General features: G+C 66.7%; 19 protein-coding genes. 17 read left to right on the top strand and 2 right to left on the bottom strand.

The features are described from left to right. Nucleotides 1–2: 2 nt before the first annotated feature. From rplF to rplQ, 15 genes are all read left to right on the top strand, one after another. Nucleotides 3–539, top strand: a complete 537-nt coding sequence (gene rplF, locus L978_RS15020; RefSeq protein ID WP_047524102.1) for a 50S ribosomal protein L6 — start codon at nucleotides 3–5, stop codon at nucleotides 537–539. 2 nt (nucleotides 540–541) lie between these two features. Beyond that, a complete protein-coding gene (rplR, locus tag L978_RS15015; protein WP_017201578.1) occupies nucleotides 542–901 on the top strand; it encodes a 50S ribosomal protein L18 in 360 nt (119 codons plus the stop codon). Beyond that, nucleotides 898–1599: a 30S ribosomal protein S5 gene (rpsE, locus tag L978_RS15010; protein WP_029260927.1), complete on the top strand. Its 702-nt coding sequence runs from the start codon at nucleotides 898–900 to the stop codon at nucleotides 1597–1599. The genes rplR and rpsE overlap by 4 nt, the downstream gene beginning before the upstream one ends. Further along, nucleotides 1599–1784: a 50S ribosomal protein L30 gene (gene rpmD / locus L978_RS15005; RefSeq protein WP_017201575.1), complete on the top strand. Its 186-nt coding sequence runs from the start codon at nucleotides 1599–1601 to the stop codon at nucleotides 1782–1784. The genes rpsE and rpmD overlap by 1 nt, the downstream gene beginning before the upstream one ends. Next, nucleotides 1784–2419 (top strand): 50S ribosomal protein L15, encoded by a 636-nt coding sequence (gene rplO, locus L978_RS14995; protein WP_052193795.1) that lies wholly within the window; start codon nucleotides 1784–1786, stop codon nucleotides 2417–2419. The genes rpmD and rplO overlap by 1 nt, the downstream gene beginning before the upstream one ends. 183 nt (nucleotides 2420–2602) lie before the next feature. Next, nucleotides 2603–3925 (top strand): preprotein translocase subunit SecY, encoded by a 1323-nt coding sequence (secY, locus tag L978_RS14990; protein ID WP_047524101.1) that lies wholly within the window; start codon nucleotides 2603–2605, stop codon nucleotides 3923–3925. Beyond that, complete coding sequence (locus L978_RS14985) at nucleotides 3922–4527, top strand: adenylate kinase (protein WP_047524100.1); 606 nt, start codon at nucleotides 3922–3924, stop codon at nucleotides 4525–4527. The genes secY and L978_RS14985 overlap by 4 nt, the downstream gene beginning before the upstream one ends. A 1-nt stretch (nucleotide 4528) precedes the next feature. Next, nucleotides 4529–5380, top strand: coding sequence for a type I methionyl aminopeptidase (gene map, locus L978_RS14980; protein ID WP_047524135.1), 852 nt, complete (start codon nucleotides 4529–4531; stop codon nucleotides 5378–5380). Then, nucleotides 5380–6045, top strand: coding sequence for a DsbA family protein (locus L978_RS14975; RefSeq protein WP_047524099.1), 666 nt, complete (start codon nucleotides 5380–5382; stop codon nucleotides 6043–6045). The genes map and L978_RS14975 overlap by 1 nt, the downstream gene beginning before the upstream one ends. A 164-nt stretch (nucleotides 6046–6209) precedes the next feature. Continuing rightward, on the top strand, nucleotides 6210–6431 hold the full coding sequence (gene infA / locus L978_RS14970; RefSeq protein WP_017201569.1) for a translation initiation factor IF-1: 222 nt from the start codon (nucleotides 6210–6212) through the stop codon (nucleotides 6429–6431). A 64-nt stretch (nucleotides 6432–6495) separates the two neighbouring features. Further along, nucleotides 6496–6612, top strand: coding sequence for a 50S ribosomal protein L36 (rpmJ, locus tag L978_RS14965; protein ID WP_005050492.1), 117 nt, complete (start codon nucleotides 6496–6498; stop codon nucleotides 6610–6612). Nucleotides 6613–6760: 148 nt separating this feature from the next. Continuing rightward, nucleotides 6761–7135, top strand: coding sequence for a 30S ribosomal protein S13 (rpsM, locus tag L978_RS14960; RefSeq protein WP_047524098.1), 375 nt, complete (start codon nucleotides 6761–6763; stop codon nucleotides 7133–7135). A 31-nt stretch (nucleotides 7136–7166) separates the two neighbouring features. After that, nucleotides 7167–7565 (top strand): 30S ribosomal protein S11, encoded by a 399-nt coding sequence (gene rpsK, locus L978_RS14955; protein ID WP_017829189.1) that lies wholly within the window; start codon nucleotides 7167–7169, stop codon nucleotides 7563–7565. A gap of 133 nt (nucleotides 7566–7698) precedes the next feature. Continuing rightward, the gene (locus L978_RS14950) at nucleotides 7699–8688 is read left to right on the top strand and encodes a DNA-directed RNA polymerase subunit alpha (RefSeq protein WP_047524097.1); all 990 of its coding nucleotides are present in this window, start codon (nucleotides 7699–7701) and stop codon (nucleotides 8686–8688) included. Between the two features lie 33 nt (nucleotides 8689–8721). Next, nucleotides 8722–9279, top strand: a complete 558-nt coding sequence (rplQ, locus tag L978_RS14945; RefSeq protein WP_047524096.1) for a 50S ribosomal protein L17 — start codon at nucleotides 8722–8724, stop codon at nucleotides 9277–9279. 66 nt (nucleotides 9280–9345) lie between these two features. On the opposite strand, the gene L978_RS14940 is transcribed toward rplQ, so the two are convergent. Together L978_RS14940 and L978_RS14935 are read right to left on the bottom strand one after the other, a co-directional pair. Beyond that, the gene (locus L978_RS14940) at nucleotides 9346–10920 is read right to left on the bottom strand and encodes an AMP-binding protein (protein ID WP_047524134.1); all 1575 of its coding nucleotides are present in this window, start codon (nucleotides 10918–10920) and stop codon (nucleotides 9346–9348) included. An 88-nt stretch (nucleotides 10921–11008) separates the two neighbouring features. Next, nucleotides 11009–12229 (bottom strand): PAS domain-containing protein, encoded by a 1221-nt coding sequence (locus tag L978_RS14935; RefSeq protein ID WP_047524095.1) that lies wholly within the window; start codon nucleotides 12227–12229, stop codon nucleotides 11009–11011. A 163-nt stretch (nucleotides 12230–12392) separates the two neighbouring features. On the opposite strand from L978_RS14935, the gene L978_RS14930 reads away from it, so the two are divergent. Both L978_RS14930 and L978_RS14925 read left to right on the top strand, forming a co-directional pair. Continuing rightward, the gene (locus tag L978_RS14930) at nucleotides 12393–13412 is read left to right on the top strand and encodes a Bug family tripartite tricarboxylate transporter substrate binding protein (protein WP_047524094.1); all 1020 of its coding nucleotides are present in this window, start codon (nucleotides 12393–12395) and stop codon (nucleotides 13410–13412) included. Between the two features lies 1 nt (nucleotide 13413). Continuing rightward, nucleotides 13414–13727: tripartite tricarboxylate transporter TctB family protein (locus L978_RS14925; RefSeq protein ID WP_047524093.1), on the top strand; the 314-nt coding region annotated here is incomplete at its 3' end.

The raw sequence follows: 13727 nt of genomic DNA, 5'->3' as shown, positions 1-13727 counted from the left end.
AAATGTCGCGTATCGGACGACTTCCCATCGACGTTCCTGCGGGCGTGACCGTTTCGGTCGACGGCCGTGAGGTCGCGGTGAAGGGCCCCAAGGGTGAGCTCACCCTCACGGTGGCCAGCCCCATCGAGGTCGCGGTCGAGGAGAACCAGGTTCTGGTCTCCCGTCCCGACGACGAGCGCGAGTCGCGGTCGCTTCACGGCCTGACCCGCACGCTCATCAACAACAACATCATCGGCGTGACCCAGGGATACACCAAGGGTCTCGAGGTCGTCGGCACCGGTTACCGCGTGCAGCAGAAGGGGAGCTCGGTCGAGTTCGCCCTCGGCTTCTCGCACCCGGTCCTGGTCGACCCGCCCGCCGGCATCACGCTCACGGTCGAGGGCACCACCAAGCTCACCGTCAGCGGGATCGACAAGCAGGCTGTCGGTGAGGCAGCTGCGAACATCCGCAAGATCCGCAAGCCTGAGCCGTACAAGGGCAAGGGTGTGCGCTACGCCGGCGAGAACGTGCGTCGCAAGGCCGGAAAGAGTGGTAAGTAACCATGGCTCTCAAGTCAAAGTCTGACGCCCGCGCGCGTCGTCACGCCCGCCTTCGCAAGAAGGTCGTCGGCACCGAGGCGCGTCCGCGTCTCGTCGTCAACCGTTCGGCCCGCCACGTCTTCGTGCAGCTGGTCGACGACAGCAAGGGTCACACCGTCGCGTCGGCTTCGACGCTCGAGACCGACCTGCGCTCGCTCGAGGGTGACAAGACCGCCAAGGCCCGCAAGGTCGGCGAGCTCCTCGCCGAGCGCGCGAAGGCCGCAGGCGTTTCCGAGGCAGTGTTCGACCGTGGCGGCAACCGCTACGCCGGTCGTGTCGCCGCCATCGCCGACGGCGCCCGTGAGGGGGGTCTGGCACTGTGAGTGACAACAAGGAGAACGAAGTGACCGAAGCGGCTGCTGCCACTTCCGAGACGGCTGCAGGCACCACGCAGGCAGAGCCGGCTCGCGATCAGCGCGACGGCCGCCGTGGTGGCCGTGGTGACCGTAACCAGGGTGGCCGCGACCGCAACTCGCGCGACCGTGGTGACAACCAGTTCCTGGAGCGCGTCGTCACCATCAACCGTGTCTCGAAGGTCGTGAAGGGCGGTCGTCGCTTCAGCTTCACCGCTCTCGTGGTCGTCGGTGACGGCAACGGTCTGGTCGGCGTCGGCTACGGCAAGGCCCGTGAGGTCCCCCTGGCCATCTCGAAGGGTGTCGAAGAGGCCAAGCGCAACTTCTTCCGCGTTCCGCGCGTCGGCAGCACCATCCCGCACCCCGTGCAGGGTGAGGCCGCCGCTGGTGTGGTCCTGCTCCGCCCGGCCGCTGCCGGTACCGGTGTCATCGCCGGTGGTCCGGTCCGCGCGGTGCTCGAGTGCGCCGGTATCCACGACGTGCTGTCGAAGTCGCTCGGCTCGTCGAACACGATCAACATCGTGCACGCGACGGTCACCGCCCTGAAGCAGCTCGAGGAGCCTCGTGCGGTCGCCGCACGTCGTGGCCTCGAGTTCGACCAGGTCGCCCCCGCGCGCCTCGTCCGCGCCGAGGCCGAGGCCATCGCCGCACAGAAGGTAGGTGCCTGATGGCCGCGCGACTGAAGGTCACGCAGATCAAGTCCAAGGTGAGCGAGAAGCAGAACCAGCGCGACACGCTGCGCAGCCTCGGTCTCAAGCGGATCGGTGACACCACCGTCCGCCCCGACGACGCGCAGACGCGCGGTTACGTCAAGACCGTCGCCCACCTCGTCAAGGTTGAGGAGATCGACTAATGGCTGAGAAGAACGAGGCCGTCGAGGCTGAGAAGGCCCCGAAGAAGGCTGCAGCTCCCAAGGCTGCCGCCGAGAAGAAGCCTGCTGCGAAGAAGGCTCCGGCCAAGAGCGCAGCAGCCGACGCCAAGGCTGAGGCTCCCGCCAAGAAGCCGGCTGCCAAGAAGGCTGCGCCCGCGAAGGACGCTCCGGCGTCCCGCCCCGGCGTGCTGAAGGTGCACCACCTGCGTCCCGTCCCCGGATCCAACACCGCCAAGACTCGCGTCGGCCGTGGTGAGGGCTCCAAGGGTAAGACCGCTGGTCGTGGTACCAAGGGCACCAAGGCGCGCAACACCGTTCGCGTCGGCTTCGAGGGTGGGCAGATGCCGCTGCACATGCGCACCCCGAAGCTGCGCGGGTTCAAGAACCCGTTCCGCGTGGAGTACCAGGTCGTGAACCTGGAGAAGCTCGCGGAGCTGTACCCCAAGGGTGGCGACGTCACCGTGGGCGACCTGGTCGCCAAGGGTGCCGTTCGCAAGAACGAGAAGGTCAAGGTTCTCGGTAACGGCGACATCGCCGTGAAGCTCACCGTTTCGGTCGACAAGGTCTCGGGTTCCGCCGAGCAGAAGATCGTCGCGGCGGGCGGATCCGTCAAGTAACCGCAGTGCAAGAGGGGCCGGAGATTCTCCGGCCCCTCTTGTGGTTTCACACTCCGAGACCTCGCTCTGGGGCCGCATCCGGCGGGCCTGGTATCGGTGGCGAATTCCGGGAAGCCCGGTTTGCGTTACCCTGGTCTTTCAGCCGTCCTTCGGGAATCGGCAACCTTTTCAGGAGGAACGTCCTTGTTTAGCGCCATCGCGCGGATCTTCCGCACCCCCGACCTGCGTCGGAAGATCGGTTTCACCCTCGCCATCATCGCGATCTACCGGCTCGGCTCCAACGTCCCGGCACCGTTCGTGAACTTCCCGAACGTCGAAGAGTGTCTCGCCGCCAACGCGGGCACCGATGGTCTGCTCGGACTGGTCAACCTCTTCTCCGGTGGCGCGCTGCTGCAGCTGTCGATCTTCGCGCTCGGTGTCATGCCGTACATCACCGCGACGATCATCACGCAGCTCCTGCGCGTGGTCATCCCGCACTTCGAGGCGCTGCACAAGGAAGGCCAGGCCGGTCAGGCCCGCCTGACCCAGTACACGCGCTACCTCACGATCGCTCTCGCGCTGCTCCAGTCGACGACTCTCGTCACGGTCGCGCGCAGCGGTCAGCTCTTCGGGACGACAGATCTCGCGGCCTGCCAGCAGCTCCTGACCAACGACGTGTGGTGGGCGCAGCTGCTCATCATCATGGCGATGACGGCGGGTACCGGTCTGATCATGTGGTTCGCCGAGCTCGTCACCGAGCGCGGCATCGGCAACGGCATGTCCCTGCTCATCTTCACCTCGATCGCCGCGACGTTCCCGGGAGCCATGGGGCTCATCTGGCAGACCAAGGGCTTCGAGGTCTTCCTCCTGGTGCTGCTCGTCGGAATCGTCGTGATGGGACTCGTCGTCTTCGTCGAGCAATCCCAGCGAAGGATCCCGGTCCAGTACGCCAAGCGCATGGTCGGTCGCCGCACCTACGGCGGGACGAACACCTACATCCCGATCAAGGTCAACATGGCGGGTGTGATCCCCGTGATCTTCGCGTCGTCGCTGCTGTACATCCCTGCGCTCATCGCTCAGTTCAACACCCCGCAGGACGGCTCGACGCCGCCCGCCTGGGTCTCGTGGATCAGCGCGAACTTCACGACGGGCAACAGCCCGGTCTACATGGCCGCGTACTTCCTGCTGATCATCGGCTTCACCTACTTCTACGTGGCGATCACGTTCAACCCGGTCGAGGTCGCGGACAACATGAAGAAGTACGGCGGCTTCATCCCCGGCATCCGTGCAGGGCGTCCCACGGCCGAGTACCTCGACTACGTGCTCACCCGCATCACGCTTCCCGGCTCGCTGTACCTCGGTCTGATCGCGCTCATCCCGCTGATCGCGCTGGCCACGGTCGGCGCCAACCAGAACTTCCCGTTCGGTGGCGCGTCGATCCTGATCATCGTCGGTGTCGGTCTCGAGACGGTCAAGCAGATCGATGCGCAGCTCCAGCAGCGTCACTATGAAGGGCTTCTCCGATGACAGCATCCGCACGTCTTCTCATCGTCGGCCCGCAGGGCTCCGGAAAGGGCACGCAGGGCGTGCGCATCGCCGAGTCCTACGGCATCCCGGTCGTGTCGACCGGTGACATCTTCCGCGCGAACATCAAGGAGGGCACGCCTCTCGGCCAGCAGGTCACGGCGATCCTCGACAAGGGCGACCTCGTTCCGGACGAGCTGACGAGCGAGATCGTGCGCGACCGGCTTTCGCAGCCCGACGCCGCGCAGGGCTTCCTGCTCGACGGGTACCCGCGCAACACCGCGCAGGTCGCTCACCTGGAGTCGTTCCTCGCGGAGCGGGGGGAGGCCCTCGACGCCGTCATCCTCCTCGACGTGCCGCGCGAGGAGAGCCTGTCTCGTCTGTCCCTGCGCGCGACCGAGCAGGGACGTTCGGATGACACCCCGGAGGCCATCGGCCACCGCCTCGACATCTACGAGCGCGAGACCGCGCCGATCCTCGAGGTCTACGGCGCCAAGGGCATCGTCGATCGCATCGACGGTGTCGGCTCCCTCGACGAGATCACCGAGCGCATCGCGGATGCTCTGGCCGCGCGCGGTCTGCGTCTCGCGGCCTCCGCCTCCTGAGATGTTCCGCCGGTCGATCTACAAGACCCCGGCTCACCTGCGAGCCATGGTCGAGCCCGGGCTCATCACCGCCGCAGCACTGGACGCCGTCCGCCCGATGATCAAGGCCGGCGTCGCCACGCTGGAGCTCGACACCGTCGCGAACCGCGCGATCCTGTCACGCGGTGCGGAGTCCAACTTCCAACTCGTGCGCGGCTACCACCACACCACCTGCATCTCGGTGAATGAGCAGGTCGTCCACGGCATCCCGGGGGAGCGGGTGCTGCAGCCGGGGGACATCGTCTCCGTCGACTGCGGTGCGCAGTTCCAGGGATGGAACGGCGACAGTGCCATCACCGTCGTGGTGCCCGATCCGGAGCGGCCCGAGCTGGTCGCACAGCGCGAGGAGCTCTCGCGCGTCACGGAGGGCTCGATGTGGGCCGGAATCGCCGCCATGGCATCCGCGTCGTCGATCGATGAGATCGGTGCGGCCATCCAGGGGTACATCGAGGCCCAGGGCCCTTCCGCGGTCTCCGGTGAGCCGTACGGCATCCTTCGCGAGTACGTCGGTCACGGCATCGGCCGCAAGATGCACGAGGCCCCCAGCGTCTTCAACTACCGCACACCCGATCGCGGGGAAGACGTCAAACCGGGACTCGTGCTCGCGATCGAGCCGATGGTCACCGCCGGCGGAGAAGCGACCTTCATCGAAGAGGATGGCTGGACCGTCACGACCGTCGACGGAACCGATGGCTCCCATTGGGAACATAGCGTCGCCCTGCATGATGGAGGTATCTGGGTGCTGACCGCGCCCGATGGTGGAAGAGCCGGACTCGCCCCGTTCGGGGTCGAGCCTCGAGAGATCGGAAAGTAATGGCAGCGGCGAAGAGCAACACCAACTGGTTCGCGATCGGCGTCTCCATCGCCGTGGTCGTGGTGCTGGTGGCGATCGGTGGACTCGTGGTGTTCCTCAACACCCAGGCGACCTCGCCCGGCGCCGCACCCAGCGCGAACGACACTTTCGACCCGGAGACCGGGGCGATCTCCTTCGGGGACGGTGAAGACACCGTCGCGGTGTTCCTGGACTTCCAGTGCCCCATCTGCAAGAGCTTCGAGGATCAGTACGGAGAGCAGCTGGAGGCGGCTGCGGCAGACGGGCGCATCACGCTCGAGTACCACCCGATCGCGATCCTCGACCGTTTCTCGCAGGGCACGGACTTCTCGTCGCGCTCTGCCGGTGCGGCCTTCTGCGTCGCGGAGTCGAACCCTGACCTGTACCTCGATTTCGCGAAGACGCTGTTCGAGAACCAGCCGGCGGAGAACTCCTCCGGTCTCACGAACGACCAGATCGCCGGCTTCGCGACACAGGTCGGTGCGGACGACGCGGTCTCGTGCATCACCGACGAGACGTACCGCAAGTTCGGTGCGGCGCAGGCGAAGGCCCACGAGATCGCCGGAACGCCGACCATCGAGGTCAACGGCGAGCGTCTCGACCTCCAGGCCGGGGACATCTCCAAGATGGAGCAGCTGATCGGCTGACCGGTCGGCTTCGCGCCCCGGACGCCCGAGTTGCCGGATGGTAATCGAGCGTCTAACATAGATCTTTGGTGCTTTGTGCCTTGATTCGGCGTGTCCGTCGGTGCAGCACCACAACCCATTCACCCACCGCAGATCGACCGATCTGCAGAAGCGTCAGCGAGGCTATGGCTAAGAAAGACGGTGTCATCGAGATCGAGGGCGTGATCTCCGAGGCTCTGCCCAACGCGATGTTCCGCGTTGAGCTCAGCAACGGACACAAGGTCCTTGCAACGATCTCCGGCAAGATGCGGCAGAACTACATCCGTATCATCCCCGAGGACCGTGTGGTCGTGGAGCTCAGCCCCTACGACCTGACCCGCGGCCGTATCGTCTACCGCTACCGCTGATCGGTCGAGAAGTAACGGCCTGCCCCTGTCCGGGGCGGTACGAAGACAGCGAACAGGAAACATCATGAAGGTCAACCCCAGCGTCAAGCCCATCTGCGATCACTGCAAGGTGATCCGCCGTCACGGCCGCGTCATGGTGATCTGCAAGAGCAACCCGCGTCACAAGCAGCGCCAGGGCTGAGTCCCTCGCTGTGCGGCATCGCTCACGCACATCTCACAACTGAACACACACGACGGCAGGATCAGAACCCGCGGAAGCGGGGGACACCTCGGGCGGAGGCCCGGGCACCGATCCTGTCCCACACCTCCACAACACCCAGGAGAACCGCATGGCACGTCTTGCCGGCGTTGACATCCCGCGCGACAAGCGCGTGGTGATCGCCCTTACCTACATCTACGGCGTCGGCCGTACCCGCTCGGTCGAGATCCTCAAGGCGACGGAGATCGACGAGAGCATCCGCGTGAAGGACCTCAGCGACGACCAGCTGATCGCCCTCCGCGACTACATCGAAGGCAACTACAAGGTGGAGGGTGACCTGCGCCGCGAGGTCGCCGCAGACATCCGCCGCAAGGTCGAGATCGGCTCCTACGAGGGCATCCGCCACCGTCGTGGTCTCCCGGTCCGTGGTCAGCGCACCAAGACCAACGCCCGTACCCGCAAGGGCCCGAAGCGCACCGTCGCAGGCAAGAAGAAGGCCCGCTAAGCGCGGCCCCAGGGACTAGGAGAACATTTTCATGGCTGCACCCAAGGCCGCCGCGCGCAAGCCGCGCCGCAAGGAAAAGAAGAACATCGCGCTGGGCCAGGCCCACATCAAGTCGACGTTCAACAACACCATCGTTTCGATCACCGACCCGTCCGGCGCCGTCATCGCCTGGGCATCGTCGGGTGGCGTGGGCTTCAAGGGCTCCCGCAAGTCGACCCCGTACGCCGCCGGCATGGCAGCCGAGTCCGCAGCCCGTCAGGCCGCGGAGCACGGTGTCAAGAAGGTCGACGTCCTCGTGAAGGGTCCGGGCTCCGGCCGCGAGACGGCGATCCGCTCGCTGCAGGCCGCCGGCCTCGAGGTGGGTTCGATCCAGGACGTCACTCCGCAGGCGCACAACGGTTGCCGCCCGCCGAAGCGTCGCCGCGTCTGATGCGCGCTTCGAGCCGCTCGGCCCTCCACGGTCCGAGCGGCTCGACGCCCGCGTACGGGCATCGACTTCCACAACTCAAGACCTCACCCCACCACATGTCATATAGCGGGCATGTGATCGAAAGGAACACAGAGTGCTTATTGCACAGCGTCCCACACTGACCGAGGAAAAGATCGTCGAGAACCGTAGCCGGTTCATCATCGAGCCTCTGGAGCCCGGCTTCGGTTACACGATCGGCAACGCGCTGCGCCGCAGCCTGCTGTCGTCGATCCCCGGTGCTGCTGTCACCAGCGTTCGCATCGACGGCGTGCTGCACGAGTTCAGCACCATCCCCGGCGTGAAGGAGGATGTCACCGAGATCATCCTCAACATCAAGCAGCTCGTCGTCTCCTCGGAGCGCGATGAGCCCATCACCGCGTACCTGCGCAAGACCGGAGCGGGCGAAGTCACCGCCGCCGACATCTCGGCTCCGGCCGGTGTCGAGGTGCACAACCCCGAGCTGGTCATCGCGACGCTCAACGACACCGCGAAGTTCGAGCTCGAGCTCACGATCGAGCGTGGCCGTGGCTACGTCTCCGCGACGCAGAACCGCAACGAGTACGCCGAGGCCGGTCAGATCCCGATCGACTCGATCTACTCGCCGGTCCTCAAGGTCAGCTACCGCGTCGACGCGACCCGTGCCGGGGAGCGCACCGACTTCGACAAGCTCGTCCTGGACGTCGAGACCAAGTCGGCGATCAGCCCCCGCGACGCTGTCGCTTCGGCTGCCAAGACGCTCACCGAGCTGTTCGGTCTCGCCCGCGAGCTGAACGTCGAGGCCGAGGGCATCGAGATCGGCCCGGCGCCGGTGGAGGCTGTGAACTCCAGCGAGCTGTCGATGCCGATCGAGGACCTCGACCTGTCGGTCCGCTCGTACAACTGCCTGAAGCGTGAGGGCATCAACACCGTTTCTGAGCTCGTCGCCCTGTCGGAGACGCAGCTCATGAACATCCGTAATTTCGGCCAGAAGTCGGTCGACGAGGTGCGCGACAAGCTCATCTCGCTCGGTCTGTCGCTCAAGGATTCGGTGCCCGGTTTCGACGGCTCCCACTTCTACGGCGGCAGCGAAGACGAGTCCTTCTGATACCCGACCTTTCTGACCAGGAGTTAGACGATTATGCCCAAGCCCACTAAGGGTCCCCGCCTCGGAGGCGGCCCCGCACACGAGCGCCTCATGCTTGCCAACCTCGCGGCGGCGCTCTACACCCACAAGTCGATCAAGACGACCGAGACCAAGGCGAAGCGCCTTCGTCCCCTCGCTGAGCGTCTGATCACCTTCGCCAAGCGTGGCGACCTGCACGCGCGTCGTCGCGTGCTGTCGGTCATCGGTGACAAGGAGGTCGTGCACATCCTTTTCTCCGAGATCGCGCCGCTCGTCGCCGAGCGTGAGGGTGGCTACACCCGCATCACGAAGGTCGGCAACCGTAAGGGCGACAACGCTCCGATGGCCGTGATCGAGCTCGTCCTCGAGCCCGTCACCCCGAAGGCGAAGTCGACCAAGAAGGCCGCAGCGCCGAAGACCGAAAAGGTCGAGGAGCCGGCTGAGGTCGTCGAGGAGACGCCCGCTGAGGAGGCTCCCGCCGAGGACGCCGCCGACGCCGGCGCCGAGTCGCAGGCCGAGGGCGAAGCCGCTGAGGCTGCCGCCGAGGACGCTGTCGAGAAGAAGTCCGAGTAAGCACTTCGCTCACGAAGAAGCCCGCCGCCCCATTCGGGGTGGCGGGCTTCTTCGTTTCCGGACCGGTCAGCGTGCACGCAGATCCTTGCGGAGGATCTTTCCGGAGCTCGATTTCGGGATCACCTCGATGAACTCGACCTGTCGCACCTTCTCGTGCGGCGCGACGTGGGCGGCGACATGCGCCATCACGGCCTCCGCATCGAGGTCGGCGTCCGGCTGTCGAACCACGAAGGCCTTCGGGACCTCCTGACCGTCGGCGTCGAGTGCACCGACGACAGCAGCATCGGCGATGGCGGGATGCTCGAGCAGCACCGCCTCGAGGACGGCCGGTGCGACCTGGTAGCCCTTGTACTTGATGAGTTCCTTGAGCCGGTCGACGATGCGGTAGATGCCGTCCTGGGTGACGGTCGCGACGTCTCCGGTGTGCAGCCAGCCCTCGGCGTCGAGCATCTCGGCCGTGGCGTCGGGGCGGTTGAGGTAGCCGACCATCACCTGCGGTCCGCGCACCCACAGCTCACCCGGCTCGCTGGCGCCCTCGGCCGGTACGGCCACATCCTCGCCGGACTCCGGGTCGACCAGCCGTGCTTCGGTGTTGGGCACGAGCGGCCCGATGGCGGAGCGGTCGATGTCGTCACGGATCTCGGAGATGAGGTTCACCGCCGGACTCGTCTCGGTCATGCCGTAGCCCTGCGTGACCGTGCAACCGAGCCGGTTCGCCACCGCCGAGGCCAGAGCGCCGTCGAGCGGGGCGGCTCCGGAGAAGATCACCTTCACGGCGGAGAGGTCGTACTGGTCGACGATCGGATGCTTCGCCAGCGCGACCGCGATCGGGGGAGCGACGAACACCCAGGTCGTCCGGTGTTCCGCGATGATGCGGAGGAACTCCGGCAGATCGAACTTGGGCATCGTGACGAGCCCCGCGCGCTGTCGTAGCGCGAAGTTGAGCAGCACCGTCATCCCGTAGATGTGGAAGAAGGGGAGCACGGCCAGCACGCGATCGCTCGCCTCGACGCCCAGGACCGGACGGCACTGCGACACGTTGGCGACGAGGTTCCGGTGGGTGAGCATGACACCCTTCGGGCGACCGGTCGTGCCGGAGGAGTACGGCAGCACGGCCAGGTGTGTCGCCGGGTCGAACGACACGTCCGGCGCCGGGTGGCCTTCGCCCAGGAGCGCCGGAAGCGACGGGTGCCCCTCGGCGCCGTCGAGCACGATGACGTGGTCGGCTGCGAAGCCGAGCTTCTCCGCGGCAGCAGAGGCACCGGGCAGCAGGGGAGACACCGTCACAAGCCAGGTCGCACCGGCGTCGGTGAGCTGATTCGCGATTTCTTCTGTGGTGTAGAGGGAGTTGATCGTCGTTGCGGTCGCTCCGGCGCGGAGGATGCCGTGGAACACCGTGGCGAACGCGGGGACGTTCGGGCACAGGACGCCGATCGTGGTCCCGACGCCGACTCCGCGGGCGGCGAGGGCGCCGGCGAAGAGATCGATCTGCCCGACGAGCTGTCGGTAGGTGGTGGTCGCCCCGCTCACTCCGTCGACGAGAGCGATCGTGTCGAGCTCCTCCTCGCCGAGACCTCCGAAGAGGAATTCGTGGATGGAGACCTCGGGGATCTCCACATCGGGGTAGGTGCTGCGAACCATGAGATCTCCTTCGATCCTGGGTGTGCTGACGGCGTCGTCGAGTGCGATCCAGTGTCGCATACAACGGCACTGCGTCCCAGGGGAGGATTCAGATCGTCCCGTTCATGCGGTAGCGCGTGCCGGGGCGGCCCTTGGTCGCGTAGTCGAGTGCGCGGACCGCGCGTCCGGAGCTCGCGAGATGCTCGAGGTAGCGTCGTGCGCTCACCCGCGAGATGTCGAGATCCGCGCCGATCTCGGTGGCGGATGCGTCGGGACGCGCAGCGAGGGCGGCGGACACCCGGTCGAGCGTCTCGGCGCTGAGCCCCTTGGGGATGCCGAAGCGCTGACGGAAGGCGATGATCGCATCGGCCGCCTCGACTCTGCGCACGACATCGTGGAGCTCGGTGTGGTCGCGCAGCAGCAGCGTCGCCCCGATCCCGCCGTCCTCGCCCTCGCTGCCGGTGCTGCGGGCGACCAGGACGTGGGAGCCGACGATCACCGGACGTCCGGCGGACTCGCCCTCGCGCAGCACCGTGGTCAGCTCTTCGCCGAGCACGTCGGCAGCGGGGGAGCCGTCGAGTTCGGCGGCATCGCGGTCGAGGAACCGCGCCGCTGCGTCGTTGACGAGCGTGATCCGGCCCTCGTCGTCGACGGTGATCACGCCCTCGCTGAGGCCGTGCAGCGTCGTCTCCTGGTTCTTCACGAGTGCGGCGATCTGGTGGGGTTCGAGACGGTAGATGCGCCGTCGGATGACCGAGGTGACCCACGCGGATCCGAAGACCCCGAGGACCGCCGCGGCGAGCATGGCGGAGATCAGCCAGGCGAGGTTGGACGTGAACTCCTCATTGAGCTCGGATTCGAGGATGCCGACGGACGCCGTGCCGATCACCTCGTCATGGTCGTCGCGGATGGGCACCTTGACTCGCCAGGACGTGCCGAGCGTGCCGGTCTGCGTGCCGACGTACACCTCGCCGGAGAGGGGGATGGAGGGGTCGGTGGAGACCGTCTCTCCGATGCGGTCCGGATTCGGGTGGGAGTAGCGGATGCCCTCCTCGTTGGCGACCACCACGTAGGCGAGATCGGACGCCTCGCGGATGACCTCGGCGATGGGCTGGATCGCCGTCGACGGCTCGATGTCGTCGAACGCGGCGAGGACGGCGGGGAGGGCGGCGATCGACTGGGCGACGGCCTGCATCCGGTCCTTGTAGGCCTCGCGGAGCGCCTGCTCCTGGAACGCCCCGGCGACGATGCCGGTCGCGAGGGTCACCAGGAACACGATCAGCGCCTGCAGCACGAGCAGCTGCATGCGGAGCGTCATCTTCGAGGCCACCTGACCATTGTCGCCCCAGACGGCGGACCGTGCGAGCGGGGGACGGCACTGTCCCCGACCAATAGTTTCGAAACTCCGACCAATGGTTTCCGAAGCTTGAGCGAGGGCCCTCCGGCTCTCAGTGTGGACGCACAGCACCACGAACGCTCAAGGAGGAGCGCACATGAAGCACGCACGCATCGGAGTCCTGGCCGCCATCGCGGTGGCCGCACTCACCCTCACGTCCTGCGCCGGAGGCAGCGCACCGACGGACGACGGCGGCGGTGGGGACGCCGAGGCCGCTGCGGTCACCGACGTCTCGATCGTGGTCCCGGCCGATCCGGGCGGCGGATGGGACCAGACCGGTCGTGCGCTGTCCCAGGTGCTCACGGAGGACGACATCGTCAGCTCTGCACCCGTCACGAACGTCGGTGGAGCCGGCGGCACCGTGGGCCTGGCGCAGCTGGCCAACGAGAAGAACCCGAACACGCTCATGGTGATGGGCCTCGTGATGGTCGGGGCCGTCGAGACGAACGCCTCGGCCGTGCGCATCGAGGACACGACACCGATCGCCCGGCTCACGGATGAACCCCTCGTCGTGGTGGTCCCCGCCGACTCGAAGTACGACACGCTCGAGGACCTGGTGGAGGACATCGTCGACAACGGCCAGTCGGTCACGATCACCGGCGGGTCGGCGGGCGGCGCCGACCACATCCTCGCCGGGCTCATGCTCGAAGAAGCGGGCCTCGACGAAGCGGAGATCGCCGAGAAGCTCAACTACACCCCCAACTCCGGTGGCGGTGAGGCGGTGCCGCTGCTGATCGGCGGAAAGGTGTCCGCGGGCATCTCGGGCGTGGGCGAGTTCGCCCAGCATGTCGAGAGCGGTGCGCTCAAGGCGCTCGCCGTATCCAGCGAGGAGCCGGTCGAACAGCTCCCCGACGTCCCGACCATCACCGAAGAGGGGTACGACGTCGTCCTCACCAACTGGCGTGGTGTGATCGCCCCCGGGGGCATCTCCGACGGCGCGAAGGACGAGCTCGTGCGCGTCATCACCGAGCTGCACGAATCGGCGGCGTGGACCGAACAGCTGGAGACGAAGGGCTGGACCGACGCCTTCCTGGTCGGGGACGAGTTCGACGAGTTCCTCACGGGCAACATCGAGGAGGTCACGGCGACGCTGAAGAACATCGGGCTGGTGCAGTGACATGAGGGTCGCCCTCGGCGAACTCGTGTTCGCCGGCATCATGGTCGCGCTCGGCATCTTCGCCGTCGTCGGCATCTTCCTGATCCATGTCCCCGTCGGTATGAAGGCCGGCCCGACGGTGTTCCCGATCTTCGTGTCGGTCATCCTGCTCGCCTCTGCAGTCTTCGTGCTGATCGGCGTGCTGCGCGGTGAGCGCGGCGGTGCCGAGGAGGCGGAGGACGTCGACACCACACTGCCGACCGACTGGGTGACGCTCGCCAAGCTGGTGGGTCTGGTGGTCGCGCACCTCCTGCTGATCGAGCCGCTCGGCTGGGG

It is taken from the genome of Microbacterium sp. ZOR0019 (genome assembly GCF_000800925.1).
Lineage (GTDB): Bacteria > Actinomycetota > Actinomycetes > Actinomycetales > Microbacteriaceae > Microbacterium > Microbacterium aurugineum.
This window is presented reverse-complemented; position numbering and strand designations above follow the sequence as displayed.

Excerpts from the sequence above, each read along its gene's own strand:
- rpsM (WP_047524098.1), top strand. The coding sequence starts at position 6,761 with ATGGCACGTCTTGCCGGCGTTGACATCCCGCGCGACAAGCGCGTGGTG.
- rplF (WP_047524102.1), top strand. The coding sequence starts at position 3 with ATGTCGCGTATCGGACGACTTCCCATCGACGTTCCTGCGGGCGTGACC.
- rpmD (WP_017201575.1), top strand. The coding sequence starts at position 1,599 with ATGGCCGCGCGACTGAAGGTCACGCAGATCAAGTCCAAGGTGAGCGAG.
- rpmJ (WP_005050492.1), top strand. The coding sequence starts at position 6,496 with ATGAAGGTCAACCCCAGCGTCAAGCCCATCTGCGATCACTGCAAGGTG.
- L978_RS14940 (WP_047524134.1), bottom strand. The coding sequence starts at position 10,920 with ATGGTTCGCAGCACCTACCCCGATGTGGAGATCCCCGAGGTCTCCATC.
- L978_RS14930 (WP_047524094.1), top strand. The coding sequence starts at position 12,393 with ATGAAGCACGCACGCATCGGAGTCCTGGCCGCCATCGCGGTGGCCGCA.
- rpsK (WP_017829189.1), top strand. The coding sequence starts at position 7,167 with ATGGCTGCACCCAAGGCCGCCGCGCGCAAGCCGCGCCGCAAGGAAAAG.
- rplO (WP_052193795.1), top strand. The coding sequence starts at position 1,784 with ATGGCTGAGAAGAACGAGGCCGTCGAGGCTGAGAAGGCCCCGAAGAAG.
- L978_RS14985 (WP_047524100.1), top strand. The coding sequence starts at position 3,922 with ATGACAGCATCCGCACGTCTTCTCATCGTCGGCCCGCAGGGCTCCGGA.
- rplR (WP_017201578.1), top strand. The coding sequence starts at position 542 with ATGGCTCTCAAGTCAAAGTCTGACGCCCGCGCGCGTCGTCACGCCCGC.
- infA (WP_017201569.1), top strand. The coding sequence starts at position 6,210 with ATGGCTAAGAAAGACGGTGTCATCGAGATCGAGGGCGTGATCTCCGAG.
- L978_RS14975 (WP_047524099.1), top strand. The coding sequence starts at position 5,380 with ATGGCAGCGGCGAAGAGCAACACCAACTGGTTCGCGATCGGCGTCTCC.
- map (WP_047524135.1), top strand. The coding sequence starts at position 4,529 with ATGTTCCGCCGGTCGATCTACAAGACCCCGGCTCACCTGCGAGCCATG.
- rplQ (WP_047524096.1), top strand. The coding sequence starts at position 8,722 with ATGCCCAAGCCCACTAAGGGTCCCCGCCTCGGAGGCGGCCCCGCACAC.